Consider the following 24,317-nt stretch of genomic DNA (forward strand, 5'->3'; position numbering starts at 1 on the left):
ATAGGGTGATATAAAAAGTGTCATCAATTATATTATTTAAAAGCATGAAAGTGATTAAAGGTAATATTTTGTAAAACTAAGTGTAATTAGCTATGGAAAGTAATGAATTAGAAAAAGCTATTTTAGCTCACCTATCAGACAAGAAGATTGATAAGGATTCTCTGAAACGCTATTCTGCTGCTATTAATAAGTTAAGAAAGAGCAACTTTATTATAGACCGTATATGGAAATATGGGCAGCCTAAGCCGGATGACGGGATTATAGTAGGTGGCCGGATCAAAACGTCTGATTTGGGTAATTTGACTGATATATTTGATAATAACGATTTTAAGGGTTTTAAAGCCTTTCCTTTAGGTACAGTAAATCCGGATCAGTTGGAAATTAGAATACAATTAGGAGACCTTATTAGAAATGTGGAGCTCTGATCTGATTAATCCTGAGGTAGGTGTTGGGGAATGTGAGCATCCCAAAAACTTTGAATTACCAGAAGGTTACCGGGTTGTTCAAATTCATCCAACGTTGCAATGCAATTTAAAATGCCGACACTGTTATTCAAGCTCAGCTCCTGGATTAAAAGGAAGCTTAGATTTTGATAAGCTAGTTCTTTTTTTAAAATATGCTTTTGACAATGGTTTCAATGCCTTGTCTGTATCAGGTGGGGAGCCGTTTCTCTATAAAGATTTACAAAGACTTTTAAAAAAAAGTAAAGAAATTGGCTATAAAAACCTAGTCGCAACCAATGGCATGTTATTAAAGAGTGCTAGTGCCCAAAACACTTTACAATATATTGATTTAGCTGCTGTAAGCATTGATGGAACTAAAGAAATACATGATAACATACGTGCTTTCGATGGTGCTTTTGATAAGATGCTAGAGGGGGTAGGAGTACTTAATAAGTATAATATTAACTTAGGGTTTATTCATACCGTTACTCCTGAAACTTGGAATGTTTTATTTGAGTTAGCAAGGTTTGCAAGGGAACATGGCGCTAAACTGTTTCAGATTCATCCACTAGAAAATTATGGTAGGGCAAAAGAGGAATTTAAGGGGAATTTTGTAACTCAAGAAACTTTGCATAGGACTTTCATAATCGGCAATTTCTTACAAGCAAAGTATTCTTCTGAAATGACTGTCCAAATGGATTTTCTGCATAAGGATTATATATACTATAACCCAGCTACAATCAACTATTATGGAGACGCTTTTGAGGTTAATTTAGATAATTTTACGAAAGCTTTACAAACCATAATAATAGATGAGAATGGTGCCATTTTGCCCGTTTCATATGGGTTTTCAAATTATTATCAGATAGGGAATATTGCCGAAATGAATGAAACAAATGATTTATTTAAAGGCTTTATGATGAATAAATGGAAAAGTTTGTATAAGTTGTTTGAAAAAGTTTATACAGATATAATCATCAATAAACAAATTGATTTTATTCCATGGTCAGAATTAATAGTTAAGAGTAGCTATAAGTAAAATTTTTGTAATCAATTTGCTTTATTTTTAGTTATATTAATTTTTAATGTTGTATTTTCAATATTTAAAAAACCAATGAATATTATAGAATAGTAAACCAATGAATATTATAGAATAGTGCAATTTGCGTAATTGTCTACCTGCTGGAGTAATTTCATATTTAAGCATGGTAAATACAGTTTTAATTATTAGTTAAAGATTAGTGATGAATATAGTAAACAAAATCTTTAAATCCCTTAAATCTAAAATTTATTATGACACAGCTAACAGTAGGCTTGGAATCTGAAGCAGATTTCAATATAATAAGGATTGACGATGAGGAAGTGCTTCGAGGGTCTGGAACAAAAACAGGTGATTTGTCCAGAGGGTTACATGTAATGACATGGCAGATAAAAGGGCAAAAGGGGAACAAATATACACTTAGTATTACAGAGCCTGAAAAGGCATCGTTTACAAGGTCTATTACGCTTGATAGTTTTGGATTAGATTTTGGATTTCATGAGATTGAATTATGAAGGACCTGATACATTGCACTTTGTTAAAAGTTATTTTACTTGTATTTGGGATGTTAATTTCAGATAAAGTATATAGTCAGAATAATTCACAGGATAGTTTACTAATAAATTCAGTGAATTACTCAACTAGTTATAAGGCTGAAAGAGTCTCATTTGTTCCTGCTGGAAATGCATCTACTTCAAATGCTATCACAAGCTTTAGGCTTGTTACAACTACAAACGGAACCTTAGCAGCACTTAACCTAGGTATTGGTTTTAATAACAAATTTTCTGGCAATATTGAAGTAGCCAGTCCTTTATCAGATAATGGATTTACTAGGCCAGCAAATTTAGATGGCTTAGCATCTGACGGAAGAATTACTTTTGGGTTTAAATATAAAGGTTGGAAAGCTTTAACAACAGAGGAGATTAGGAATGCTCTTAAACCCTATCAGGTAAATAGTTTTATGGATTTGTCCGAAGCAAATAAACATAAAATATTAGAAAATTTAATGCCTAATCCTTGGTTTATAGGAGTAACTGGTACTTTGAATAAACAAAATTTTGCTTATGCTATAGATAATATGTTAGTGGATTTTAAAGATGAAGATAAGTATTCATTTGCTAGTTCTGTTTATGCAGGAGTATATGTGGGTAAGAGTTTGAATTCATTATTTAGACTGATATGGCTTTATAATAATAGCTTTATATCAAATAAAAGTAATGAATATTATGTTCCTTATAATGGAGGACCAACGCTAGTTAAAAGAAATATAGTTATTGGAGCTCCCTCTCATAAGCAAAATCATCAGATACAAATAGAGAATGTTACGAGGTTCTTAGACGCAAAACTTGGTATCAATCCAAGTATTACATATTTGTCAAATGATGAAGATTTTGTTTTTGATCTTCCGCTTTATGTTATCCCTCAATTTAAAGATGAAAAATTTTTAGATTTGAATGGAGGTGTCTTTATTAATTACAGAACTATCAGTAATTCGCCTTTTTCCGTGGGGTTGTTTATTGGATCTAGCCTAAATAAGATTTTAGGATTGTAAGTTTATTAAGGATGTTTCCAAGTATTATTAAATAATTGGGAATATTATATTTTTTTATCTAATCGGATTGTGCTTTTGTAAACGGTTTATTCAAGGTGCATTTTATCTTTTTTATAAATTTAAAATGTAATCATCCTAGTAATTAAGAGAAAAAGTGTTTATGCTATTTTGCATAATTGTCTAGTGAATATTATTAAAATGGAAATTGTTGGATATGTTTATATTGACTTCCAAAGTTTTATACTACTAATTTATTATGAAGTTCATTGTTGTTGTTATTTTATCTGGTGTGATTGGGTTTGTTGTGTCTGTATTTGTGTTAGTTAATCCAATATCTGAATCGCCTTTTTTTGAAAATACTATTATTCAAAAGAAAGATAAAGTTGACTCTTTGTTAAGTAATAGGATTGTTTTTGTAAATAAAATGGTGGATTCCTTAGATAAGGAAATGGTTAAGAGTATTTCTTCCACTGGGAATGCGCCAAATAATCCTAGATTTAAAAGGTTAGATGAAGCTTTGAAAAAGGCTGAAGATTTGTTGCAAAAAACTATTGTAGAACGGAATGAACTTAGGGCTTCAAATATAGATAAGGATTCGGTATACTATACGAAGTATTTATCTGTGGACCGTCACTTATTTTATAAATCATTAAATAGTGAAAATTTTAATATTAATTCAATTGAATTTAATATTGTTGATCCAGAGCTAATAAGCTACGATTCAAATTATAATAACATTATCAAATTTACAGTAGGATTAGAAAATGTGCCTTCAGAAAGTAAAGTTGCGTTTATTAATAAATATCCTGCTTTTGGGTTTTGGTTGATAGCTTCTATAGCTCAAATGTGTTTATGGTTTATGGTTGGTACAATTATAGTATTAATGAATTATGAAACACTTAAGAAATTGAAAGCAGGTTCTAAGAAGTATATACTTAAAACAGCTGGATATGTTATCTTAGTTACATTTGTTATGACTGCATTCCTTTTTATTACATATTATCTACTAATAGATGCATATGTGATTGAAGATCATATTTTTTTAAAAAACTTTACTTTGAAAATGTATATCCTTGCAATATTTGGATATACCGTAGCAAGCATTTGTTTTTTTATTTATTTACTACTAGCTGATCAAGCTCATCAGTTAAATGATTTACTTCCACCTGGGTATTTAACAAAACTTGAGATCTTACAATCTACTTTTAACTATTCATTTGCTTTTAGCGCATTAATACTAAGTGTATTTATTATATGGTTAGGAGCAATGTTTAATGCTATAAACTCCATTGAATTAATGAATTATTATCGACAAATTTCGGGACAAGATTACTTAAATAGTAACTATGTGTATCTTGTTGGGCTATTGCATAGTTTGCTTCTTTTAATTTTTTATATACCAGTTCAACTTAAGTTCAATACACTAGACATTGTAAGATATCAGAAAGGGTTATCTGTTGTAGGTTTACCTAGTAGTAAAAAATTTTTTACAGGTATAATTGATAATATCTCTTCTATTCTAATTACAGCATCGCCTCTTTTGACTAGTTTTCTTCAAAATATGTTAACAACCTTTATAAGCGAATAAAACTAATGACATAATTTTGATAGCCAAATTCTGTTGGATCATAGTTTTTAAGGAAATCAGTGATAGTCCATTTTTATTATTTAATCTACCTAATAACACTACTCCACCAACTGTTTAAATTAATGTTAAGCCGTATACTACTGCTAAATACCTTTCGTAAATAGATTTAAGAAAAAATGAATTACCTTTTAATCTGAATACATTAGGCCGTCACTAGGTCAGGAATCATCTACTATTTTTTTATTATTTTCATAATACAGCAGGTGAACTCTTTTCAGTGGTTAAAAATTGCCCTGTAGAATTTAATAGCCATCAATCACAGGAACATATGCTGCTTCAAGTTGCAGGATAACCAAAAAATAATATGAGATTGGAAATATGTTGTTGTATGACGAATACTTCTATTCAATACATTTAGGTTTGTATATATTCTTTGGAGGCTATGAATCATCCTGAAATAATTAAATTGGTAATTTCCTATACACTTTTAGGTGTTTTGGTCTTTACTGCAGTAATTACTTGTCTTTCTTTGATTGGGTTGGTTAAGTTTGCTGATTCCAAACAGCAACAAAAATTATTTTACGCCCTGATAATAGAAATAATTGGAGGTTCTATTGCTGTTTTTTTTAATTTTCTGTCTATAAATCCTCAAAGTGTTGCTAACAGAATAGGTGATAAGGCAGTTCAAAATGCAGATTTATCATTAGCAAAAGAGGTGACAAAAGAAGCAATAAGCTCTAAAATTGGAAATTCAGTTTCAGAAGGAATGATTACCGTTACAGGTCGTGTTACTGCTGATAATGCAAATTTAATACGTTTGATGCTTGACGGTTATGACGTTTCAGTTGATCAGGTTTCAAATACTTTTCGAATGAAAGTGAATGCTAGGAGTGTACACTTTCTTAATTATTTTATTTCTGGTTCTCGAGGTACTAAATATTTAATTGAGATTACAAGCCCTGAGTCTGCAATTTGGAGTTTTGAAGGCATGATTGATGAAAGTGGGAGAGCTTTGGGAAGTCATTCGTTTAAAACTTCTGGAGAAATAGTATTGTAAATTACAGAAGCTTATTTAGGTGCCTTTATATTAGATCAATTTTGTAATTTATTATAGATTATTTGCCTAAATTTTGATCTATTTGATTTAAAGTTGAAGCTGTTTAAAAAAAAGAATCAATACCTGCTAGATTACAGCCTTGAGTTCTTGTGAACTGAATTAATGTACCTTCTGTGGCTGATTTGTTCCTGTCATAAAGTTTGTCGCCCTACTCTTTCAGCTGCTTCTCAGTCTGGAAGATCATAGAGTCAGCCTGGTTCACTTTCTCAACCTGCTCTTTGACTACGCGGTCAGCTTCGGCGTTAGCCTCTGCCTCTTTACGCATGTGCTCGATTTCTTGCTCCGACAAGCCAGAAGAAGCCTCGATTCTGATTTTCTGCTCTTTACCAGTGCCTTTGTCTTTCGCAGACACGTGCAGGATACCGTTGGCGTCAATATCAAACGTTACTTCGATCTGCGGAACGCCGCGTGGTGCTGGTGGGATGTCTGACAAGTGGAAACGACCGATGGTGCGGTTGTCGCGGGCCATTGGGCGCTCACCCTGCAACACGTGAATTTCCACGCTTGGCTGGTTGTCAGAAGCGGTTGAGAAGGTCTCAGACTTCTTGGTTGGGATGGTTGTGTTAGACTCAATCAATTTGGTCATCACACCACCCATGGTCTCAATACCCAAGGAAAGCGGCGTTACTTCAAGCAACAACACGTCTTTCACCTCACCGGTCAATACACCACCCTGGATAGCGGCACCAATCGCTACTACCTCATCCGGGTTTACACCCTTAGATGGTTTCTTACCGAAGAATTTCTCTACTTCTTCCTGGATTCTTGGGATACGGGTAGAACCACCCACCAAGATTACTTCGTCAATGTTTAAGAAGTTTTAGTGTGAGCCCAAGATTTTGGATTGAATCGGCTCTTTTCCTAACTTGTATTATCTACAAGTTTCAAATGGTTAAAAGAGTCATATTCTCCCTCTCGCTAGGTCTGGCTGGTGGCGTGGTTTTGTCTAAGCTGTTAAAGGCCAAACGAAAGGCGAAAATTGCTGCACAAGATCCCGGCTTAAGAAACTGGGCTGGCAATCTCATCTATAGCACAAATCAGGTTCATTATCTAGCCTCCTTGAAAGAGGTGAAGACTATTGTAAGAAATTGCCAGAAGGTAAGAGCCTTGGGATCACGACACTCTTTCAATCAGATCGCCGATAGCGGGGAGAACCTGATTTCACTTCAGATGATGGCCTCTGTGGTTTACCTGGACAAAGCTGCTAATACGGTGACCGTTGAAGCTGGAATGCGCTACGGGGAATTGACTGAGATTTTAGAGAAACATGGGTATGCTATACACAACATGGCTTCCTTACCGCACATCACGGTAGTTGGGGCTTGTGCCACCGCTACACACGGTTCAGGGATACACAATGGTAACCTAGCCACTTCTGTCTCCGCCATTCAGTTAGTGAATGCAGCAGGTGAACTGGTGACTATGTCCCGGCAGAAAGATGGGGATCAGTTCAACGGAGCGGTGGTGTCTCTTGGTGGCTTGGGCGTGGTGACCAAGATCACGCTTGATCTGGTGCCCACCTTCAAGATGACTCAGGTGGTGTACCGCAACGTACCTATGCGTGCGCTGCAAGACCATTTTGTGGAGATCATGTCCAAAGGGTACAGTGTGAGCTTGTTCACTCATTGGGAAAACCAGAACATCAACCAGGTATGGGTGAAGAGCAAAGTAGAGGAGGGAGTGCCTACCGTTATTGAACCGGAGTTGTTCGGGGCAAAGCTTGCTACTCAGAAGCTGCACCCCATAGAAGACCAATCACCAGAGAACACGACTGACCAATTGGGGGAAACTGGGGAGTGGTATGAGCGCTTGCCACACTTCAAGATGGGGTTCAAACCAAGCGCCGGGGCTGAATTGCAGAGTGAATACTTTGTGGCCATTGAACATGCGTATGAAGCCATCATGGCCATAGAGGCTCTGCACGAGAAGATTACTCCGCATCTTTTTGTCTCTGAGATCAGGACGATTAAGGCAGATGAGTTGTGGCTGAGTCCGCAGTACAAGCAGACGACGGTGGCGTTTCACTTTACCTGGAAGCAGGATGAGGAAGTGGTGATGCAACTGCTGCCTCTCATAGAGGAAAAACTGGCCCCGTTCAATCCCCGTCCGCACTGGGGAAAATTATTTACCATGGCCCCTGAGGTGATACAGGCGCAGTATGAGAAGATGGAGGATTTCAGGCAGTTGTTGCGCCAGCATGATCCGGAAGGGAAGTTTCGGAATGAGTTTATGGACAAGTATATCTTCTCGAATGAAAAGAAACCTGCCTAATTCTCTTTTGCTACAAGCAATATCATTCAAACACGTTGATAAAGCTAAGATTTCTGTTTAGGGGCTGATTTCCCAAAATCAGCCCCTAAACAGAGTATATCAGCGAAAGAAGAATAGAGTCTTTTGAGACTGTTTTCCAGAAATCAAGCCGGAAACAGCCCAATTTCATTTTGCCTCAAACCGGCCATTGTTCCAGTCGCCAGGCGCTGTCCCAGAACATCCATTCCAGGCGGGAGGCGGTCAGGTAGGCTTCGGTCATGGCTTGCTGCTGGGCGGGGGAGCAGGTTTGGGCTACTTCATCGGAGAGGCGGATGGCCCGGGCGACAATGTTCCCGAACTCTTCGCCGGCATAGGTATTGATCCAGTCCTGGTACGGGTGATGGGTGGGGCGGTCCTGCGCGTAGATGTAATCGCCTACTTCTTTGTAAATCCAGAAACAGGGGAGCACCGCGGCCATGGCTACTTCCAGTGGGGCTACCGCGGCCTGACTGAGCAGGTAGTGCGTGTAGTGCTGGCAGGTAGGGGAGATGGGTACGTTCTGGTCAATGTTGAGCTTCTGGAAATAGCCCGCGTGCAGCGCCTGTTCTACCACAAAGGCACCTTCCGCGAAGCGCATGAACTCCAGAGCATGTTCGCTGTTCTGGGCGCGGGCCGCAATGAGCGACAAGGCGCGTCCGAAGCCCGCCAGATACAAGGAGTCCTGGGCGATGTAGAAGGTAAACTTCTCCGGCGCCAGCGTGCCGCGAATGAGTTCCTGGATGAACGGCATCTTCGTGATTTGCTCATAGACACCGCTTCCTGCCTGCCAGGCTAATTTACTCCAGCTCATGTTTCTGTAAAGGTTGAGGGTTGAAAAAATGATTTAAAGGACCATGACCTTCGCCGGTTTTAACATTCTTGCCCTGGTCAATGGCCTGGTATACGTATTGGCGTCCCTGCTGCACGGCCTTAGCCGGAGGTAAGCCCAGCGCGCGGTACGCCGCAATGGCTGAGGAGAGGGTGCACCCGGTGCCGTGGGTGTTATGGCTCTGGATGGCAGTGGACTCAAACACCTGAAGTTCCCCTTTCTGAGGAAGGTAGACGTCATATAACCGGGGACCCTGCAGATGACCGCCTTTCAGCAGCACTGCCTGACACCCGGTTTCCAGAATCTTTTGCGCGGCTGCTTTCATCTCCTCCACATTTCGGATGGACCTGCCTGCCAGAATGCTGGCTTCGTCTAAGTTGGGGGTTACCACCTCCGCCAGGGGGAAAAGCTCCTGTTGCAGCAAACCGATGGTCTCGTCCTGGATGAGCTTATCGCCGCTGGTGGCTACCATCACCGGATCCACCACCACCGGCACCTGGTACTGCTTCAGTTGGTGGGCAATGGCCAGCACCAGCTCGGGGCTGTGCACCATGCCAATCTTCACCGCTGAGGGTTTGATGTCCTCCATCACTGCTTTGATCTGCTCTTGTACAATGTGGGCCGGTACGCTGTGGATGCCCGTCACGCCAAGGGTATTTTGCACCGTAATGGCCGTAATTGCTGAGGTGCCGAAGCAGCCCAGCGCGGAAAAAGTTTTAAGATCGGCCTGGATGCCGGCTCCTCCACCGCTGTCTGAGCCGGCAATGGTGAGCACCGCCGGATAAGTATATTGTTTCATAAAGCTTTCTCTATTTGGTTTCTGATCGCCTCGGTGGCCCGGGCCGGATCTGGGTCCGATAGAATGGCAGAAACTACAGCCAGGCAATTGGCCCCGGCTTTGATTAGATCAGCGGCATTCCCGGCACTTACCCGACCAATGGCCACTAAGGGCTTCTCGGTCATGGACCTGATTCGCTGGATACCGTCCAGACCCCATTCGGTAATGGTGTCGGTTTTGGTGGGCGTGGAGAAAATGGGGCTTAAGGCCAGGTAGTCGGCAAGTTGGGCATGGGCACTATGGAGCAGCACTTCTGCCTCCAGCGAGTACCCCAGAATGCCGCAGTTGGGCCACACCGCCCTGATCTGCTGCGGTGCCAGGTCGCTGTTGCCCACGTGAATGCCCGCTACCTCACTTTCCAGGGCCACGCCCAGATGGTCGTTCACGATCAGGGGCACGCCGTACCGGTCCAGCAATTCCTTCAGCCGAAGCGTTTTCTCCAGAAAGGCAGGTACCGGCAGGTGCTTCTCCCTGATCTGCACCAAATCCACTCCGCCCTTTACCGCCGCCTCCACCACCTGCAGAAAGTCGCGCCCTAAGCAGGCTTGCTCATCTGTGACCAGGTACAGGCGGTGAGGAAAGGTTGTGTTCTCGTTCATGTGGTTTAAGTATCATGTCAGTGTCGATAGTGGGATGTCAAGCCCTCTGTTCTTTCGGATTTGAAAGACGCGTTCCATCCCCCTTTGAAGGGGGTAGGGGGATGATGTCCTATCTGGTTGTGGGGGCGAAAGCTTCTTAATTAAAGCCTACTTCCTTTATCTCGCTTGCCTCTGGCGAGTGTGGGTTACAGGCGGCGTCCCGCCGCGTTGGGATGTAAATGAAGCAGTGAGGACGCGGCCAGAGGCCGCAAGATGACGCACACTCGCCAGAGGCGAGCGAGGGACTTTGTAACAACCATGCCTTCCAGATGAAACATTCTGATGCCTTATTCAGGTGAAGCAAAAACTTCAGCTTCGCTTTTCCCAAATAAGGCACAGTGCTTAAATCAGAGCTTTATCTTTCCTGCCCTCTGGAAGACTCTCTCCAATTTTGAGCCTGCTGCTGAACTCCTCCTCGGTGAGTTGGTGCAAGGTATCCAGGAAGTGCAGTTGCAGGGTGCCTGGACCAGCAGCTCGTTCAGCGGCTATTTCGCCGGCTACGCCCATGAGCGCCATGGCGGCTAGGGTGGCGGTGAAGGGATCCTGCGGATGTGCGGCGCAGCAGGCCCCAGTGAGGGCACTGGCGGTACACCCCATACCTGTAACTTTGGCCATGAGCGGATGTCCGTTGGAAAGGGTGCTGGATTTGCCTGGAGATACCACGATGTCGGTGGCGCCTGAGATGCAGAGAACGGCACCGGTGGAGGCGCTTAGGTGGAGGGCGACTTCCTGCGCTTCCTGGCTTTGGTGGGTGCTGTCTACGCCTTTGGTCTGGGAAGCGGTTTTGGCTAAGGCCATGATCTCAGAGGCATTGCCCCTTATAACGGTGGGCTTGAAGGTGAGCAGTTCTTCCAGCACCTGGTCTCGGTACGGCGTGGCTCCAGCCCCCACGGGGTCTAAGATCCAGGGCTTGTGGAGGATGTGGGCTTGTTGGGCGGCCAGGCGCATGCTTTCTACCCAGTACTCGTCCAGCGTGCCAATGTTCACCACCAAAGCTCCCGCAATGGATACCATGTCTTTGACTTCGGGGTGGGCGTGAGCCATCACCGGCGAGGCTCCCGCTGCCAGTAAGGCATTGGCGGTGTTGTTCATGACCACGTAGTTGGTGATGTTGTGTACCAGCGGCGATTGAGTTCTAACGGCCGATACAATGTTCCAGAGTTGCTCCTGCATGGGTTCTTGTTTAAAAGTTCAAGATGGGCTCAGGAGCCTCCGAGATGGAGTATTGAATTGAAAAGAAGGAAGAACAAGCTAGTTCTTCCATGCTTTTTCCTACGCCAGTATGACCTGGATCAGGTTCAAAGGGTACAATCTCAGCTCCGCAATTGGAACGCCCCTAAAGCCAGCGCCAAGTTAGAAGGTTTACATTTCAGATGATAGCTTTTTCTGGAAATTGTGGAGCCAGCCTGAATTAGTTTGGGGCTGATTTTGAAAAAGCAAGCTGCAATCAGAGCCAGGACAAGCAAGGTGTTTTTGCGTTGATTTCGTTTGTTTTTTGTGGGAAGAAAGATAACTTGTTAGGGCATATTCAACCCTTGCTTTATCCATCACAACCATGAAGATAATTGATAAGCTTGCTTGGATTCAGCTCAAAGACGGCCAGATTCTGAGCACCCGCACCAAAGGCCGCTCCAAGTTTTACATCCCCGGCGGGAAACGGGAGGCCACGGAAAATGACTTTGCCGCGCTGTCCAGAGAGATCAGGGAAGAACTGAGCGTGGAGCTGGTAGAGGAGACGGTGAATTATTTCGGGACGTTCCAGGCGCAGGCCGACAGCCACCCGGAGGGAACTGAAGTGAAAATGACCTGCTACACGGGGGCGTATAAAGGCACCATTCAGCCGGCCAATGAGATAGAGGAAGTGGTGTGGCTGGGCTACGCCGACCGGGAAAAGGTATCGCCGGTAGACAAAATTATCTTTGATTGGCTGCGGAAAGAACAGTTATTGAACTAAAGCCACTTAGCAAACCACAAAGTATGCCTCCGTTTTAAGCCCGTTTTCCTGGAAAACGGGCTTAAAACGGAGGCATTTTAAATATCGCCACGCTTACCGGGAAAACTTACATGGCGCGCTCTACCTTCACTTTCTTGCCTTTCAGTTTTTCCTGCTGAAGGAGCTTCAGGGCCTGGGCCAGCTTCTGCCGGTTAATGGCGGCAAAAGAAGCGTTGTCCTGTATCTCAATCCTGCCTAGGTCGGTTTTCTCCAGGCCGCCTTTTTGCAGCAGCCAGCCGGCCACGTCGCCTTTGCTGATCTTGTCTTTTTTGCCGGCGCTAATGTACACCGTGTCCCAGAACGAGGGGGGCGGGGAGGAAACGTGGGCGGGCAGTGGCTCTGTTTTAAGCTGGGCAGGCAGAAAAGCCGGTTGCTCCTGTGAGTGCAGCAACACGTACGCGGTGCCCTGGGCCTGCATACGGGCGGTGCGGCCGTTGCGGTGCACAAAGGTTTGGGCATCGGGGAGCTGGTAGTGGACCACGTTCTCAATCTCGGGGATGTCCAGGCCACGGGCCGCCAGGTCGGTGCTGATGAGCAGGTGGTGGGTTCCGTTCCGGAACTTCAGCAGGACCCGTTCGCGGTCGGGTTGCTCCAGTTTGCCGTGGAAAATGCCGTGCGCCAGCTTCTTTCGCTGCAGGTAGGTGCTTACCTCGTCCACGGTGTCGCGCTGGTTGCAGAACACCAGGGTGGGCTGGTTGCCCAGCTGGCAGAGCAGCCGGTACAGGGTGCCCGGTTTGTCGTTCTTCTCCACCAACACCTTTTTCACGGTAATGTCGGGGGCACTGGTTTCATCGCGCAGGTAATTGATAGTGACGGGCTTCTTGAGGCCGGTAAAGGTCGGAATTTCGGCCATGGGCGTAGCCGACGTCAGGATTCTCCGGGAAACCTGGGGCAGCTGCCGCAGGATGAACGCCATGTCTTCCTGAAATCCCAGTTCCAGGGCTTTGTCAAACTCGTCCAGGACCAGCGTGTGCAATGCCGAGGGCATCAGGTAGCCTTCGCGCAGGTGGGCGGCCAGGCGGCCGGGCGTGCCAATGAGCACCGCCGACGGCGAGGCCAGGCTGCGTTTCTCCTCGTACAGCGCGTGGCCGCCGTAAAAACAGTCTACCTTGTAGCCCAGCGCCATCTGCCGAAGCACCTGCTCAATCTGCAGGGCCAGTTCGCGGGTGGGGGCCAGCACCAGGGCCTGCACCCCGGCTGCCTCGGGCTGAAGCCGTTCTGCCACGGGCAACAGAAACGCCAGCGTCTTGCCAGAGCCGGTGGGGGAAAGCACCACCACATCATTCTGCCGGGCCGCTTCCACGGTGGCCTCCTGCATTGGGGTTAATTGGGTAATCTTAAGCCGCTCCAGTATCTTCTCGCGCATGGTAGTTCTGTTGGAAATGGAACAAAGTTAATCATAAAGAACCGGCACTGCTTTACATTACCAGACCTCGGCTTGCCAGGCCCACCTGAAAGGGCTACGGATAGCGGTCTGTTTCCGGTGGGTTTTCCTGAAAACGGCCCATAAACGCCCCGCTGCCAAGTGCCGCAAGACGCAGCAAGCCGGGGCTGAACCGGTAAAAAGTTGACCGGCTCCTGTTATATTCTGCCCCTGGGTTCGACTAATGGGCTAAAGCGCTACCCCAACAAGGTCGGCAACGGGTCGCGCGGGTTTGCTTCCAGAGCATGGGGCTTGCGCAGTGGGGCGTTGTCAGGAAATTTGCGTATAGAATCTTCCGGTTTCTACGTTCATTAGAAAACAGGTTTAAATAATGGGAGCAATCATATTCGCGTGTATATTGGCAGCGTTTCTGGGGTACATTTACGGAAACCGCATCAGGCCTAACCAAAAGTTGAGGAAGGCGCTGGCCGAGGTGCGGCAGAAATGCCAGGCCGTGCTGGAGGAAGGCCGCAAGGGCGTTTACAAAACCCTGGTGCAGGAAGAGCAGAAGTCTTCTGAGCTGGTGGTGGAAGTAAAGGAGTTGGCCGTGACGCAGGCGGGGCAAGTAAAGGTGCAGTACCTGAGCGCGTACTACAAAAATCCGGCGTTCCGCACCCGCAAGGGCGAGGCGCTGTTGCAGGAAGTACAGGGCCTGCTGGGCGACTACCTGCCCGCAAGCGAGATTGAGTGGTACGAGCAAGAAGACCGGCATGCCCACCTTAGAGCGTTTGTGCAAGCAATAGATACAGTTAAACACCCTCACCAGTTAAGAAAGCTACACCATGGAAAATAACGAAATAGTACTAGCAGAGAACAAAGAGCTGGTTCAGCAGAAAGCCCTGGAGATCTCCAAGACCCTTGACCCCAACAAGCCCGAAAGCCTCAGCAACTTTGGGGTAGAGACGCAGCGCAAACTGGGGCACTACTCCAATGAGCTGCTTTCTAAGGTGAAAGCCAAAGACTCCGGCGAGGCGGGCGAAGCCATCAATGAACTGCTGGCCCAGATCAACATGATCAAGGTAGACGAGACTGAGAAGCCCGGTTTCTTTTCGCGGCTGCCGTTTGTGGGCAAGATCAAAGATAAGACCAAGCAGCTGGCCAGCCAGTACAACTCAGTGTCTGAGAACGTAGACGATGTGGTGGTGAAGCTGGAGAAAACCCGCCAGAGCGTGATGAAAGACTCTACCGGGCTGGAGGTCATGTTCAAGCAGGTGGTGGAGTACATCCATGAGGTGCGCGCGTTGATTGCCGCGGGCAAGATGAAGATTGAGGAGATTGAGACCCAGGTGATTCCTAAGCTGCAGGCCGAGGTGGAGAGCAGCGGGCAGGACGAACTGGTGGTGCAGCGCCTGGCCGACATGGTGGCCTTTAAGGAGCGGCTGGAGAAGAAAGTGCACGACTTCACGCTCTCGCACACCATAGCCACGCAGTCCATGCCGCAGATCCGCATGATCCAGACCACCAATGAGGTGCTGGCCCAGAAAATCCAGAACTCCATTGTGACCGTGATTCCGGTGTGGCGCCAGCAGGTAGCCATTGCCCTGGGCCTGGAGAAACAGCGCAAAGCCCTGGAGATCCAGAAAAAGGTCACCGACACCACCAACGAGATGCTCCTCAAAAACTCCCAGCTGCTCAAGAACAACGTGGTCACGGCGGCCAAGGAAAACGAGCGCGGCATTGTGGACGTGGATACCCTCAAGAAAGTGAACAAAGACATGGTGGAGACCCTGGACGCCGTGATCAAAATCTCTGAGGAAGGAAGCCGCAAACGGGCCGAAGCCGTCAAAGAACTGGCCCAGGTGCAGGAAGAGCTTAACTCCAAAATCCTGGGGGCGCTGGGCTCCAAATCCAGGAAAATTGAAATTGAATAATGGTCCCCAACCAGAACCCCGCCACAGACCTGAACGGCATCCTGACCCAAGAGCAGGATGCCCTGCTGGACCTGTACCTCCAGAACCTGGACAATTTCTTTGAGAACCAGAAAGCGGCTGAGAAGATCCAGGTGGAGATTGAGACCATGCACCTTAAAAAATTACTTTCTGAATGATGGATTTCGTGCGCGCCCTTTTCGGGATGAAAGCGGATACGGGGCAAAGAGAAGTGGTGGGGAACCCCGCGGAGTTTGGGCTGCAGGAAGCAGGGTTTATCCAGGAGTCTAACCGCCGCCTCACCCAGTTGCAGGAACTTACCACCCGCTACCAGGGCACCCCGCACGCGGCAAAGATGAAGGCCGCCTTCGAGAAAACCCGCACTATCCACAGTTATCTGGTAGCGCGCAAGAAGGTGCACGAACTGGAAATGTTCCACCTCCAGAACACCGACCATTTCCTGACCACCTTTACCGCCATTCTGGACGTGCACCAGAAGTTCCAGCACCTCGCGCCGGCTTCCAACGGGGCCGCCAGAGGCAAGGAAACCCCTTTGCACGAAAGCAGGTCCGCCAAACTTAAGCGGCTGGAGAAGGCCGCCAACCTGCCGGAGCTGGTGCGGCCGGTACAGAACTCGGTTCAGTATTACCATGACCGGGGCGCCAAAACCAGCGTGCCGCGGTTATATGTGCCAGAAATTTCCATCAATACCGTAGAGAAAGTAACGTACTACTCTCAAGGCAAAAAGGAGGAGCTGGTGCCCAAGGAGGTGGGCTTTACTTCCTCCAAAGAGGAAAAGGAGGCGTTCCTGGAGCACCTCTTGGTGCGCTTAGGCCTGCCTGACGCCTCTTATGTGGGCAATGCCCTGGTAACCATCCCCAACAACAACGGCATTACCCCCACCGGCCTGGTGCCCGTTCTCCACTGGGAAGGCTGCCTCTATGCCCTTAACCTCAACGATTACCGCCTGTTCCCCGTCAGGATCTACAGAGCCGGCGTACGATAAGCTCCCATTGGGAATGATTGGGCTGTGGAGAAAGCCTTGCCTTCTGTTTTTGGCCCGTTTTGGAGATTTCGGCCCTAAAACAATCGGGTTTGCCGTGTGATTTCGATCCAACTGCGGAGCCAGGAACAGGCGGTGAGGCGGCTGGGACTGCAGGTGCCATGGTAAGGTCTAACAACGTAGGCTGTAGCTTGTGTTGCCTTTTATATCAGGATTGAGATTCCTTAATTCCACCTATCACCTAAAGCCACTTCGGTGATCTAAGGGCTAGTTGGTGAATGGTACGTTGAAAGAAGTCCTTCAAAAGGAGACACGTATGTTCCCCAACTTCTTTCAAACTAAGTTCTCCTGTCCCTGCATTTTGAGCCTACTTTCCTTGAAATAGCTCAAAAACAGAAAAATATTTCCACTTTAGGGAAGATTCCGTGTAAAATCATATTCTCAATTTTTTTCGCTTGAAAACTTAAAGTTGAGCGAACTACCCCTCGGACCTTACTAGCATCAAAAATAGGTTCTATTGCTTCTATCATCATTCCCAGATGGCTCCAGGTGCAACCCAAGTCCTTGATTCGTTCTAACCTGCCCCAAACAGTACAAAAACGCCTTGTTTTTCTTCGTTGTAAAGTGACGGAAGGAATAAGTTGAACCTTGTACCTAAATTAATTCATCTAAGTAGTGAGATGCTGGCAGGTTGTTGTACTTAGTAGGGTTAAAACCTGCTGTTTTATTAGAATGGTGAAGTTGGTTAATGATAAAGTTTAACATGGAGGTTGAACTTCTGGACTTGAATTGGAGTTGGCCTCAACAAGAAATTTTATCATTTAACTAAGTTTAAGCTTGTACTAAAAGGCAGATGGAAGTGGAGAGATTCTCTGGGAAAGGCAAAGCAGCTTTCAGAGTTTGGATGCTGGTTTGGGCGTTTGCAATCTTCAAAAGTACGTTAGTGGGGGCACAAGGTGCTGGGCCGTACACCGCGGGCGATTACAGAACGGTCACTGCTGGCACGCTGGGCCAAAACGGGGGCACCAGCACCTTGGAGCAGCTAACCTCCCAAGGTACCTGGCTGCCGGCAACGTATCCGCTTCCAACCACCGCCACTGTTTATGTGGAGCATGCGGTTCAACTTTCCGGCCCGCTTCAGCTCGCCCGCCTGCAGGTAGCTTCCTCAAAGGCACTTACGGTACCTGCCGGTTCCAGACTGCTCGTCACAGATAGGGTAACAGTTGCCCCCTCGGCAGAACTTATCCAGGAAGGCGAGGTGGAAAGTAGGGGAGTGCTCCAATTACAGACCAATGCAAGATTGATCATCAAATCGGCTCAGTACCAGGCAGCCTCACCCCTGTGGGCTGGTCTGGAACAGATAGATGCTTCGGCGGAGGTACGGGTTGAGGCTGCTGCTGCTAATGCCTTGCTATTTAGCGGTGCTCACCTCACTGCCCAGCCCCACGGCTATTGGTTTGGCCGCCTAACCCTGGCCTTGCCGGGAAGTACCTCCCAGTGGAAGCTGACCGATGTTTCCGCCCCGCTGGCGGCCCAGGCCTTTCGGTCCACGTTGCCCGCTTCCTCTTCGCTGTTGTTTCTGTCTGGTGCCAGCCTGAGCCTTTCCTTTGGGGCCGACGTCGCCTTATCGGGTGGGACTTACTTTGTGCAAAGTCAGAACGCTGGAACGGGCGTGCTTTCGGTTGCCGGTAATATGAGCCTGCAGGGCAGCGTCCTCACCCTCAACCAACTCTCCAGTTCCACCGCCGTGTCTAACATTGACCTTAAAGGAAACCTGCAGACCGACGGGGCCTCTACCATCAACAACAGCAGCACCGTAAAAACTGACCTCAGTGGCATCAGGCTGGTGGGAACCAGCTGGCAGCTGCTTCAAGCCGCCGGGCCCATCAACCACGTGTCCTTAATGGTGAAATCCGGTGCCTTGGTCAGGTTAGGGCAGCACGTGCTGCTGAATCCCTCCAATTCCGTTTACGCCGGTACGCTCCAGGTGGAAAATGGGGCCACTCTGGACTTTGGAGCCGATGCTAACGGACTTGGGTACCAGGTGCAGGGACAAGGTTACTTCAAACTGGACCAGGGCGGAACCTTGTACATCACCAGTGCCCAAGGTATTAATGCCACCGGTAACAGCGGCAACGTGGTGGTGACGGACAGCCGCAGAACCTTCAACCAGGTGGCTACTTTCGTGTACAACAGCCTCCTGCCGCAGCAAACCGGCAATGCTTTGACGGCTACTACCAGCGGTAAAATCATGATCATGGATAATCCTACCACCTTGGCCCTCACGCAAAGTACCGGTATTTCCTCTAGTGGTGGAAGACTGGAAATCAGGCAGGGAACCTTCATCGCTAGCCCCAGCGCTGATATCAACGGGGCCGGCAGGCTGGTGATGACCGGAGGGACTTACAAAATAGCAGCCAATACCACAGTGCCCCAGCTGACCGGCACTTACGAGCTTACCGGGGGCGCCATTGAGTTGGCTGGCAACGGAGAGCAGACGCTTCGCGGGAAAACTTACCACAAGATTATTGTTGGAGGCACCAATACACCCGGGGTCAATGCCAAGACCATCTCTACTACCACCACCATCAACCAGAACCTTACCATTCTGCCCAATGCCATTCTGGACCTCAACAATAAGTCGTTGAAGGGGACTGGTGGGTTGACCATGACCGGGGGCCTGTTCAGGACCAGCCGCATCAGCGGGACATGGCCCGAGCTGGAGGGCAAGAGTGAACCTTACCAGATTACGGGCGGCACCATTGAGTTCTACGGCTCGGTCAATACCCAGAACCAGAGCATCAGGGGTACGTACGGCAACTCCCAGAATATTACTTATCACAACGTGCTCCTGACAGCCGCAGAAGCCAACACCGACAATGACCTGGGCAACCAGCTGGTGAGTGCCAACTTTGATGTAGCCGGTACCCTAACGGTGAAAGCGCCCTCGGTCTTGCAGATTGCCACCAACCGCGCCATTGGCGGTACCGGTAACTTTATCCTGGAACCCGGGGCCACGTTGCTGTACGGCTCGCCGCAGGGCATCAAACTTAGCGGCACCGGTACCCTGGACGGCAACGTGCGCGTAAGCGGGACCCGCTCTTTCTCACCGCAGGCCAGTTACGGGTTCATCGGGAACTCTGAGATGGTGACCGGCGATGGCTTGCCTGCTACGGTGGCCAACCTGCTGGTGGCCAAAACCGCCGGTGGAGTTACCCTCAGCAAGTCGGTGAAGGTGACTAACGTGCTCACCCTTAGAAGTGGGGTATTTAAAACCGATCTCCATGAAGTATCCCTACTGAGCCCGGCGGCCACAGCGTTGCAGGTGGTAGACCCCAACCTGTGGGTACAGGGCAACCTCAGGCGGGCGGTGGGCAACAGCGGAACGTACACGTTTCCGGTAGGCCATGCCACCGGCAAGCGGCAGATGGACCTGATGTCATTAGGGCTAAGCGGCAACGGTTTCCAAAGCATTTTGGTAAGTTTCAAGCCCCTGCAGCACCATCAGGATGGTGATTTATTCCTGACCGAAGGCGGGCATACCTACACGCACATGGGCACGGAAGGCGTGTGGCAGGTAGAGCCCAACGCGGTGCCCAGCGAGGGGAACTTCACGGCCCTGGCCTATCTGCAGGGGTTCAATAACCTTTCTGACAATAAATTCGCGTTGCTGATCAGACCCCTGACTTCCACCAGCGGCAAAGACTGGACCACCGGGGGAGGCACCCTGGACGCGCCCGACAAAGATGGCCGGACCCTAGCCAGCGGCTACGCCAAGCGCAACTTCATCAAACCCTTCGGGCAGATAGGCATTGCCACCATGGAGACCGTGCTGCCCGTGTCCTGGCTCTACGTGAAAGGACAGCGCAAAAACCAGGCAGTGCTGGTGGAATGGGCCACCGCCACCGAGATCAACAACGACCGCTTTGAGGTGGAGTACTCCCAGGATGGCAGAAACTTCTCCCTGGTGGGCGTGGTGAAAGGAGGGGGGCACAGCAGTACCGTACAGAAGTATCAGTTCCAGCACGGGCAGGCCTCCAGCGCCACCACCTATTACCGCGTGAAGCAGCTAGACTATGACGGCAAATTTGAGTACAGCAAGACCATTGCGGTAAAGGAGGGCAACCGCACCGAGGCCCACGTGAGGTTGTACCCTAACCCCAGCGCCGAAACGGTGTATCTGGCCAACATCACGCTGGAGCCAACGGCCGTGGTGGAGATCCTGGACCTGAAAGGGCAGCGGGTAGAAAAGGTGCAGCCTGTTTCAACGGGTCAGAATCCGGCCATTCCCGTAAAGCATCTGCCCGCAGGAAACTACATCCTGAAAATTCAGAATTCAGATAGACTTATCCAGCAACGCTTCATCAAGCTGTAAACCGTTTTGAGCGTTCTTTCCAGAAAACAGCCCTAAAACGAAACGGGCCGGTTCCCAAGAACCGGCCCGTTTCGTTTATAATTTGTGCCAGGAAATTAGCACATGAGCACATTAAACCATTAGCACCTTAATACGCTCTTCCAGCTTTGTTTTCCATGAAGTTCACGAAGGCGCGGTTCACCACTTTCATGCCGCCCGGGGTAGGGAAGTTACCGGTGAAATACCAGTCCCCGATGTGGTTAGGGATGGCTTCGTGCAGGCCTTCAATGGTCTGGAAGATCACCTGCACCTCGGCCTTTACGTTAGGGGCTTTGACAATTTCGGCCACCTTGGCGCTAATCTCCTCCGCCGTGAATTGCTTGTAGAGTTCCTTTACAAAGTTTTTGGTGCGGGCTTCGCCGGTCTTCAGGCCCAGCTGGCAGTTCTGGTACACCTCGTGCGCCAGGCACTCCTGGTTGCGGTCTTTGAGCAGGCCCATGAGCGCCCGAAAGGCCACAAACTCCTTCATCTTGGACATGTCAATGCCGTAGCAGTCTGGGTAGCGGATCTGCGGGGCGCAGGACACAATGATGATTTTCTTAGGGCCCAGGCGATCCAGCATTCTAATAATGCTTTTCTCCAGGGTGGTGCCACGCACAATAGAGTCATCAATCACTACTACGGTGTCAATGCCTTTCCGCACCACTTCATAGGTAGTGTCATAGACGTGGGCCACCAGGTCGTCGCGCGAGGTGTCATCGGTGATGAAGGTCCGCAGCTTGGCGTCTTTGATGACCAGTTTCTCCACCCGGGGCCGGAAAGAAAGCAGGTTGTCCAGTTTCTCTTCATCGCCGTCTGCTTCCAGAATGGCCTTGCGGCGGTAGGCGCGCAGGTAATCTTCCACGCCTTCCATCATGCCCAGGAAAGAAGTCTCGGCGGTATTGGGGATGTAGGAGAAAACGGTGTTCTCCAGATCAAAGTCAATGGCCTTGAGCACCTGCGGGCAAAGCAGTTTGCCTAAAGCTTTGCGCTCCTGGTAAATCTCGGGGTCGTTGCCGCGGGAGAAGTAGATGCGCTCAAAGCTGCACGATTTCTTTTCCAGGGCCGGCAGGATTTCCTTTTCGGCGGCCTCGCCGTTTTTGTTCACGATGAGGGCATGCCCGGGGGTAATCTCTTTGATCTGGCTGTACTCCACCCCAAACGCGGTCTTGATGGCCGGTTTTTCAGAGGCGATCACTACCACTTCATCGTCCATGTAATAGTACGCGGGCCGGATACCCGACGGGTCGCGCACCACAAACGAGGCGCCGTAGCCGGTAAGGCCCGCCATGGCGTAGCCACCGTCAAAGTCTTTGCAGGCCCGGCGCAAGACGCGCTGCAGGTCCAGGTGCTCTTCAATGAGGGCGGTGATTTCCTCGTTGTTGTGGTCGGGCTTGAAGTAGTCAAACAGGCGCTGGTTCTCTTCGTCCAGGAAGTGGCCTATCTTCTCCAGCACCGTCACGGTGTCTATTTTCTGGCGCGGGTGCTGGCCCAGTTCGGTGAGCACGTCAAAGAGCTCATCTACGTTGGTCATGTTGAAGTTACCGGCCACGGCCAGGCTGCGGTTGCGCCAGTTGTTCTCGCGCACCATGGGGTGGCAGTTGTCTACGCTGTTCTCGCCGTGGGTACCATAACGCAAATGGCCCAGATACACATCGCCCAGGAAGGGAAGATGCTGTCTGAGCCAATCAATGTCTTTCGCGTCGTGGGGGAACTTGCGTTTAACCTTGTTGTATTTCTCGCTTATTTTGCCAAAAATGGCGTCAATCGCCTTGGTCTTCACCGACCGGTACCGGGCCAGGTATTCGGTGCCGGGTTTGGCGTTGATCTTAATGCTGGCAAAGCCGGCGCCGTCTTGCCCACGGTTGTGCTGTTTCTCCATGAGCAGGTACATTTTCTGTACGCCGTACATGGGGGTGCCGTATTTCTCAGTGTAATATTCCAGGGGTTTGCGGAGGCGGACAATGGCTATGCCGCACTCATGTTTGATCGCATCACTCATTTGAAAAGGTTTTAAAGCGAAAGCACGTGTTCAATAGCTTTCTGCTACCAAGCTGCTTTGAAGCGTCAGAGCGGTTTGGGCATGCAAAGTAAGGCAAAAAAATACGTAACCCGCTACTCCCAAAACCAATTTCTCCCCCCATTCATTCCGCCCCAAACCCTTAATTGGGGCATACCTGGCCTAGGCAGTGAAATTCCTTTAACCAATACTACTTCAGCTGTTTATAGTGCCAAAACCAAATAGCCCAGGCAGGTTTAGTCCGATTGATAGGGCAGGGGCAAACGGCACGGGTTGAGCTGGTTAGCCCTACTTTACCCGAAGAAACCACACTAGCCCAAGACTCTTTTGGTGGCGCGCAGGGGCAGGTTAGTTACCTTTGCGGCCATGAACAGACAAGTACAGGTGCACGGGGCTTTGTTCCTGGTGGCGCTTATCTACGGGGCCAACTACAGCATTGCGAAGGAGATTATGCCGGCCTATGTGCAGCCGTTTGGGCTAATTGTGATTAGGGTGGTGAGTGCGGTGCTGGTGTTTGGGGCCATTTCCGTTTTCGTGGTGAAAGAGAAAATCCAGAGCAAAAACGACTGGGTCCGGATTACCCTTTCCGGACTTTTGGGGATCACGCTTAACCAGCTGTCGTTCTTCAGCGGGCTCAACCTTACCTCGCCTATCAATGCCTCGCTTATTCAGACGGTGTCGCCGGTGATGGTGGTGCTGCTGTCGGCGTACCTGCTCAGGGAGCGCATCAAAGTGTTCCGCATGGTGGGCATCCTTGTGGCCGGGCTGGGGGCCATGATGCTGATCTCGGGCAAGGCCGGCACCGCGCACGGGCACCTGCTGGGCGATTTGCTGATCCTGTTCAATGCCGTGTGCTTTGGCGCGTTCCTGGTGCTGGTGAAACCCCTGATGCAGCGGTACCACCCCATCACGGTGGTGAGCCGCATTTTCCTGGTGGGGGCGGTAGGGGTGATCCCGTTCGGGCTGGAGCAGGTGCTGGCCCCGGCATATGCCACGTTACCGGCCTCCATCTGGGCCGCCATCGCGTTTGTGGTCATCGGGATGACCATTCTGGCGTACCTGCTCAACGTGTGGGCCATGAAATACGCCAGCCCGGCCTTGGTGGGCGTGTACATTTACCTGCAGCCGGTATTTGCCATTCTCATTGCCGTGGGCCTGGGCAAAGATGTGTTTACCTGGCAGAAAGCCCTCTACGCGGCCATGATCTTTGGGGGCGTTTACCTGGTGAGCAAACCCCAAAAGCCAGCGGTTTAAGGGCCGATTTCTAAAAAATAGTCCCAAAAG

Annotated in this window: 20 protein-coding genes, 1 pseudogene and 1 riboswitch; of the genes and pseudogenes, 14 read left to right on the forward strand and 7 right to left on the reverse strand. The window is 48.7% G+C overall.

Annotation, left to right across the window (positions count from 1 at the left end):
* The first annotated feature begins 92 nt into the window (after positions 1 to 92).
* The 6 genes from JT718_RS10520 to JT718_RS10545 all read left to right on the forward strand — a co-directional run bounded on the left by JT718_RS10520 (position 93) and on the right by JT718_RS10545 (position 5,679).
* Positions 93 to 425 carry a hypothetical protein gene (locus JT718_RS10520; RefSeq protein WP_205502440.1) on the forward strand — a complete coding sequence of 111 codons (333 nt, stop codon included), beginning with the start codon at positions 93 to 95 and terminating at the stop codon, positions 423 to 425.
* Positions 412 to 1,482: a radical SAM/SPASM domain-containing protein gene (locus JT718_RS10525; protein ID WP_205502442.1), complete on the forward strand. Its 1,071-nt coding sequence runs from the start codon at positions 412 to 414 to the stop codon at positions 1,480 to 1,482. The genes JT718_RS10520 and JT718_RS10525 overlap by 14 nt, the downstream gene beginning before the upstream one ends.
* Positions 1,483 to 1,736: 254 nt before the next feature.
* Positions 1,737 to 1,997, forward strand: coding sequence for a hypothetical protein (locus JT718_RS10530; RefSeq protein WP_205502444.1), 261 nt, complete (start codon positions 1,737 to 1,739; stop codon positions 1,995 to 1,997).
* The gene (locus JT718_RS10535) at positions 1,994 to 3,034 is read left to right on the forward strand and encodes a hypothetical protein (protein WP_205502446.1); all 1,041 of its coding nucleotides are present in this window, start codon (positions 1,994 to 1,996) and stop codon (positions 3,032 to 3,034) included. Before JT718_RS10530 ends, JT718_RS10535 begins: the two co-directional genes overlap by 4 nt.
* A gap of 256 nt (positions 3,035 to 3,290) precedes the next feature.
* Positions 3,291 to 4,622 carry a basic helix-loop-helix domain-containing protein gene (locus JT718_RS10540; RefSeq protein ID WP_205502449.1) on the forward strand — a complete coding sequence of 444 codons (1,332 nt, stop codon included), beginning with the start codon at positions 3,291 to 3,293 and terminating at the stop codon, positions 4,620 to 4,622.
* Positions 4,623 to 5,064: 442 nt separating this feature from the next.
* Positions 5,065 to 5,679, forward strand: coding sequence for a hypothetical protein (locus tag JT718_RS10545; protein WP_205502451.1), 615 nt, complete (start codon positions 5,065 to 5,067; stop codon positions 5,677 to 5,679).
* A gap of 112 nt (positions 5,680 to 5,791) precedes the next feature.
* Here JT718_RS10545 and JT718_RS10550 read toward each other — a convergent pair.
* Positions 5,792 to 6,550: pseudogene (locus JT718_RS10550) on the reverse strand (Hsp70 family protein); the annotation flags it as partial.
* 77 nt (positions 6,551 to 6,627) lie between these two features.
* Between JT718_RS10550 and JT718_RS10555 the strand changes: the two are divergent.
* Positions 6,628 to 8,010 carry an FAD-binding protein gene (locus JT718_RS10555; protein ID WP_205502453.1) on the forward strand — a complete coding sequence of 461 codons (1,383 nt, stop codon included), beginning with the start codon at positions 6,628 to 6,630 and terminating at the stop codon, positions 8,008 to 8,010.
* 175 nt (positions 8,011 to 8,185) lie between these two features.
* On the opposite strand, the gene tenA is transcribed toward JT718_RS10555, so the two are convergent.
* The 4 genes from tenA to thiM all read right to left on the reverse strand — a co-directional run bounded on the left by tenA (position 8,186) and on the right by thiM (position 11,506).
* Positions 8,186 to 8,839, reverse strand: coding sequence for a thiaminase II (gene tenA / locus JT718_RS10560; protein WP_205502455.1), 654 nt, complete (start codon positions 8,837 to 8,839; stop codon positions 8,186 to 8,188).
* A complete protein-coding gene (gene thiD, locus JT718_RS10565; RefSeq protein ID WP_205502456.1) occupies positions 8,826 to 9,656 on the reverse strand; it encodes a bifunctional hydroxymethylpyrimidine kinase/phosphomethylpyrimidine kinase in 831 nt (276 codons plus the stop codon). The genes tenA and thiD overlap by 14 nt, the downstream gene beginning before the upstream one ends.
* Positions 9,653 to 10,294: a thiamine phosphate synthase gene (gene thiE / locus JT718_RS10570; protein WP_205502458.1), complete on the reverse strand. Its 642-nt coding sequence runs from the start codon at positions 10,292 to 10,294 to the stop codon at positions 9,653 to 9,655. Before thiE ends, thiD begins: the two co-directional genes overlap by 4 nt.
* A 381-nt stretch (positions 10,295 to 10,675) precedes the next feature.
* Complete coding sequence (gene thiM, locus JT718_RS10575; protein ID WP_205502460.1) at positions 10,676 to 11,506, reverse strand: hydroxyethylthiazole kinase; 831 nt, start codon at positions 11,504 to 11,506, stop codon at positions 10,676 to 10,678.
* A gap of 79 nt (positions 11,507 to 11,585) precedes the next feature.
* A riboswitch (TPP riboswitch) is annotated at positions 11,586 to 11,681 on the reverse strand.
* Positions 11,682 to 11,888: 207 nt separating this feature from the next.
* On the opposite strand from thiM, the gene JT718_RS10580 reads away from it, so the two are divergent.
* Positions 11,889 to 12,287, forward strand: coding sequence for an NUDIX hydrolase (locus JT718_RS10580; RefSeq protein WP_205502462.1), 399 nt, complete (start codon positions 11,889 to 11,891; stop codon positions 12,285 to 12,287).
* Between the two features lie 106 nt (positions 12,288 to 12,393).
* Here JT718_RS10580 and JT718_RS10585 read toward each other — a convergent pair whose 3' ends face one another.
* Positions 12,394 to 13,692: a DEAD/DEAH box helicase gene (locus JT718_RS10585; RefSeq protein ID WP_205502464.1), complete on the reverse strand. Its 1,299-nt coding sequence runs from the start codon at positions 13,690 to 13,692 to the stop codon at positions 12,394 to 12,396.
* Positions 13,693 to 14,080: 388 nt separating this feature from the next.
* Between JT718_RS10585 and JT718_RS10590 the strand changes: the two genes are divergently transcribed.
* From JT718_RS10590 to JT718_RS20725, 5 genes are all read left to right on the forward strand, one after another.
* Entirely contained in the window at positions 14,081 to 14,542 is a 462-nt protein-coding gene (locus tag JT718_RS10590) for a hypothetical protein (protein WP_205502466.1), read from the forward strand.
* Complete coding sequence (locus JT718_RS10595; RefSeq protein ID WP_205502468.1) at positions 14,532 to 15,620, forward strand: toxic anion resistance protein; 1,089 nt, start codon at positions 14,532 to 14,534, stop codon at positions 15,618 to 15,620. The genes JT718_RS10590 and JT718_RS10595 overlap by 11 nt, the downstream gene beginning before the upstream one ends.
* Entirely contained in the window at positions 15,620 to 15,796 is a 177-nt protein-coding gene (locus JT718_RS10600; protein WP_205502470.1) for a hypothetical protein, read from the forward strand. The genes JT718_RS10595 and JT718_RS10600 overlap by 1 nt, the downstream gene beginning before the upstream one ends.
* Positions 15,793 to 16,623: a hypothetical protein gene (locus JT718_RS10605; protein WP_205502472.1), complete on the forward strand. Its 831-nt coding sequence runs from the start codon at positions 15,793 to 15,795 to the stop codon at positions 16,621 to 16,623. The genes JT718_RS10600 and JT718_RS10605 overlap by 4 nt, the downstream gene beginning before the upstream one ends.
* A gap of 940 nt (positions 16,624 to 17,563) precedes the next feature.
* On the forward strand, positions 17,564 to 20,995 hold the full coding sequence (locus JT718_RS20725; protein WP_205502473.1) for a T9SS type A sorting domain-containing protein: 3,432 nt from the start codon (positions 17,564 to 17,566) through the stop codon (positions 20,993 to 20,995).
* 127 nt (positions 20,996 to 21,122) lie between these two features.
* Here the strand turns inward: JT718_RS20725 and JT718_RS10615 are convergent, their stop codons facing one another.
* The gene (locus tag JT718_RS10615) at positions 21,123 to 23,015 is read right to left on the reverse strand and encodes an amidophosphoribosyltransferase (RefSeq protein ID WP_205502475.1); all 1,893 of its coding nucleotides are present in this window, start codon (positions 23,013 to 23,015) and stop codon (positions 21,123 to 21,125) included.
* A gap of 384 nt (positions 23,016 to 23,399) precedes the next feature.
* On the opposite strand from JT718_RS10615, the gene JT718_RS10620 reads away from it, so the two are divergent.
* Positions 23,400 to 24,287, forward strand: coding sequence for a DMT family transporter (locus JT718_RS10620; RefSeq protein WP_205502477.1), 888 nt, complete (start codon positions 23,400 to 23,402; stop codon positions 24,285 to 24,287).
* The last annotated feature ends 30 nt before the right edge of the window (positions 24,288 to 24,317 follow it).

This window comes from Rufibacter psychrotolerans, assembly GCF_016924645.1.
In the GTDB taxonomy this organism is placed as follows: domain Bacteria; phylum Bacteroidota; class Bacteroidia; order Cytophagales; family Hymenobacteraceae; genus Nibribacter; species Nibribacter psychrotolerans.

Bases quoted from the DNA above. Each gene is read 5' to 3' on its own strand.
- JT718_RS10520 (WP_205502440.1), top strand. From the start codon at position 93: ATGGAAAGTAATGAATTAGAAAAAGCTATTTTAGCTCACCTATCAGAC.
- JT718_RS10525 (WP_205502442.1), top strand. From the start codon at position 412: ATGTGGAGCTCTGATCTGATTAATCCTGAGGTAGGTGTTGGGGAATGT.
- JT718_RS10530 (WP_205502444.1), top strand. From the start codon at position 1,737: ATGACACAGCTAACAGTAGGCTTGGAATCTGAAGCAGATTTCAATATA.
- JT718_RS10535 (WP_205502446.1), top strand. From the start codon at position 1,994: ATGAAGGACCTGATACATTGCACTTTGTTAAAAGTTATTTTACTTGTA.
- JT718_RS10540 (WP_205502449.1), top strand. From the start codon at position 3,291: ATGAAGTTCATTGTTGTTGTTATTTTATCTGGTGTGATTGGGTTTGTT.
- JT718_RS10545 (WP_205502451.1), top strand. From the start codon at position 5,065: ATGAATCATCCTGAAATAATTAAATTGGTAATTTCCTATACACTTTTA.
- JT718_RS10555 (WP_205502453.1), top strand. From the start codon at position 6,628: ATGGTTAAAAGAGTCATATTCTCCCTCTCGCTAGGTCTGGCTGGTGGC.
- tenA (WP_205502455.1), bottom strand. From the start codon at position 8,839: ATGAGCTGGAGTAAATTAGCCTGGCAGGCAGGAAGCGGTGTCTATGAG.
- thiD (WP_205502456.1), bottom strand. From the start codon at position 9,656: ATGAAACAATATACTTATCCGGCGGTGCTCACCATTGCCGGCTCAGAC.
- thiE (WP_205502458.1), bottom strand. From the start codon at position 10,294: ATGAACGAGAACACAACCTTTCCTCACCGCCTGTACCTGGTCACAGAT.
- thiM (WP_205502460.1), bottom strand. From the start codon at position 11,506: ATGCAGGAGCAACTCTGGAACATTGTATCGGCCGTTAGAACTCAATCG.
- JT718_RS10580 (WP_205502462.1), top strand. From the start codon at position 11,889: ATGAAGATAATTGATAAGCTTGCTTGGATTCAGCTCAAAGACGGCCAG.
- JT718_RS10585 (WP_205502464.1), bottom strand. From the start codon at position 13,692: ATGCGCGAGAAGATACTGGAGCGGCTTAAGATTACCCAATTAACCCCA.
- JT718_RS10590 (WP_205502466.1), top strand. From the start codon at position 14,081: ATGGGAGCAATCATATTCGCGTGTATATTGGCAGCGTTTCTGGGGTAC.
- JT718_RS10595 (WP_205502468.1), top strand. From the start codon at position 14,532: ATGGAAAATAACGAAATAGTACTAGCAGAGAACAAAGAGCTGGTTCAG.
- JT718_RS10600 (WP_205502470.1), top strand. From the start codon at position 15,620: ATGGTCCCCAACCAGAACCCCGCCACAGACCTGAACGGCATCCTGACC.
- JT718_RS10605 (WP_205502472.1), top strand. From the start codon at position 15,793: ATGATGGATTTCGTGCGCGCCCTTTTCGGGATGAAAGCGGATACGGGG.
- JT718_RS10615 (WP_205502475.1), bottom strand. From the start codon at position 23,015: ATGAGTGATGCGATCAAACATGAGTGCGGCATAGCCATTGTCCGCCTC.
- JT718_RS10620 (WP_205502477.1), top strand. From the start codon at position 23,400: ATGAACAGACAAGTACAGGTGCACGGGGCTTTGTTCCTGGTGGCGCTT.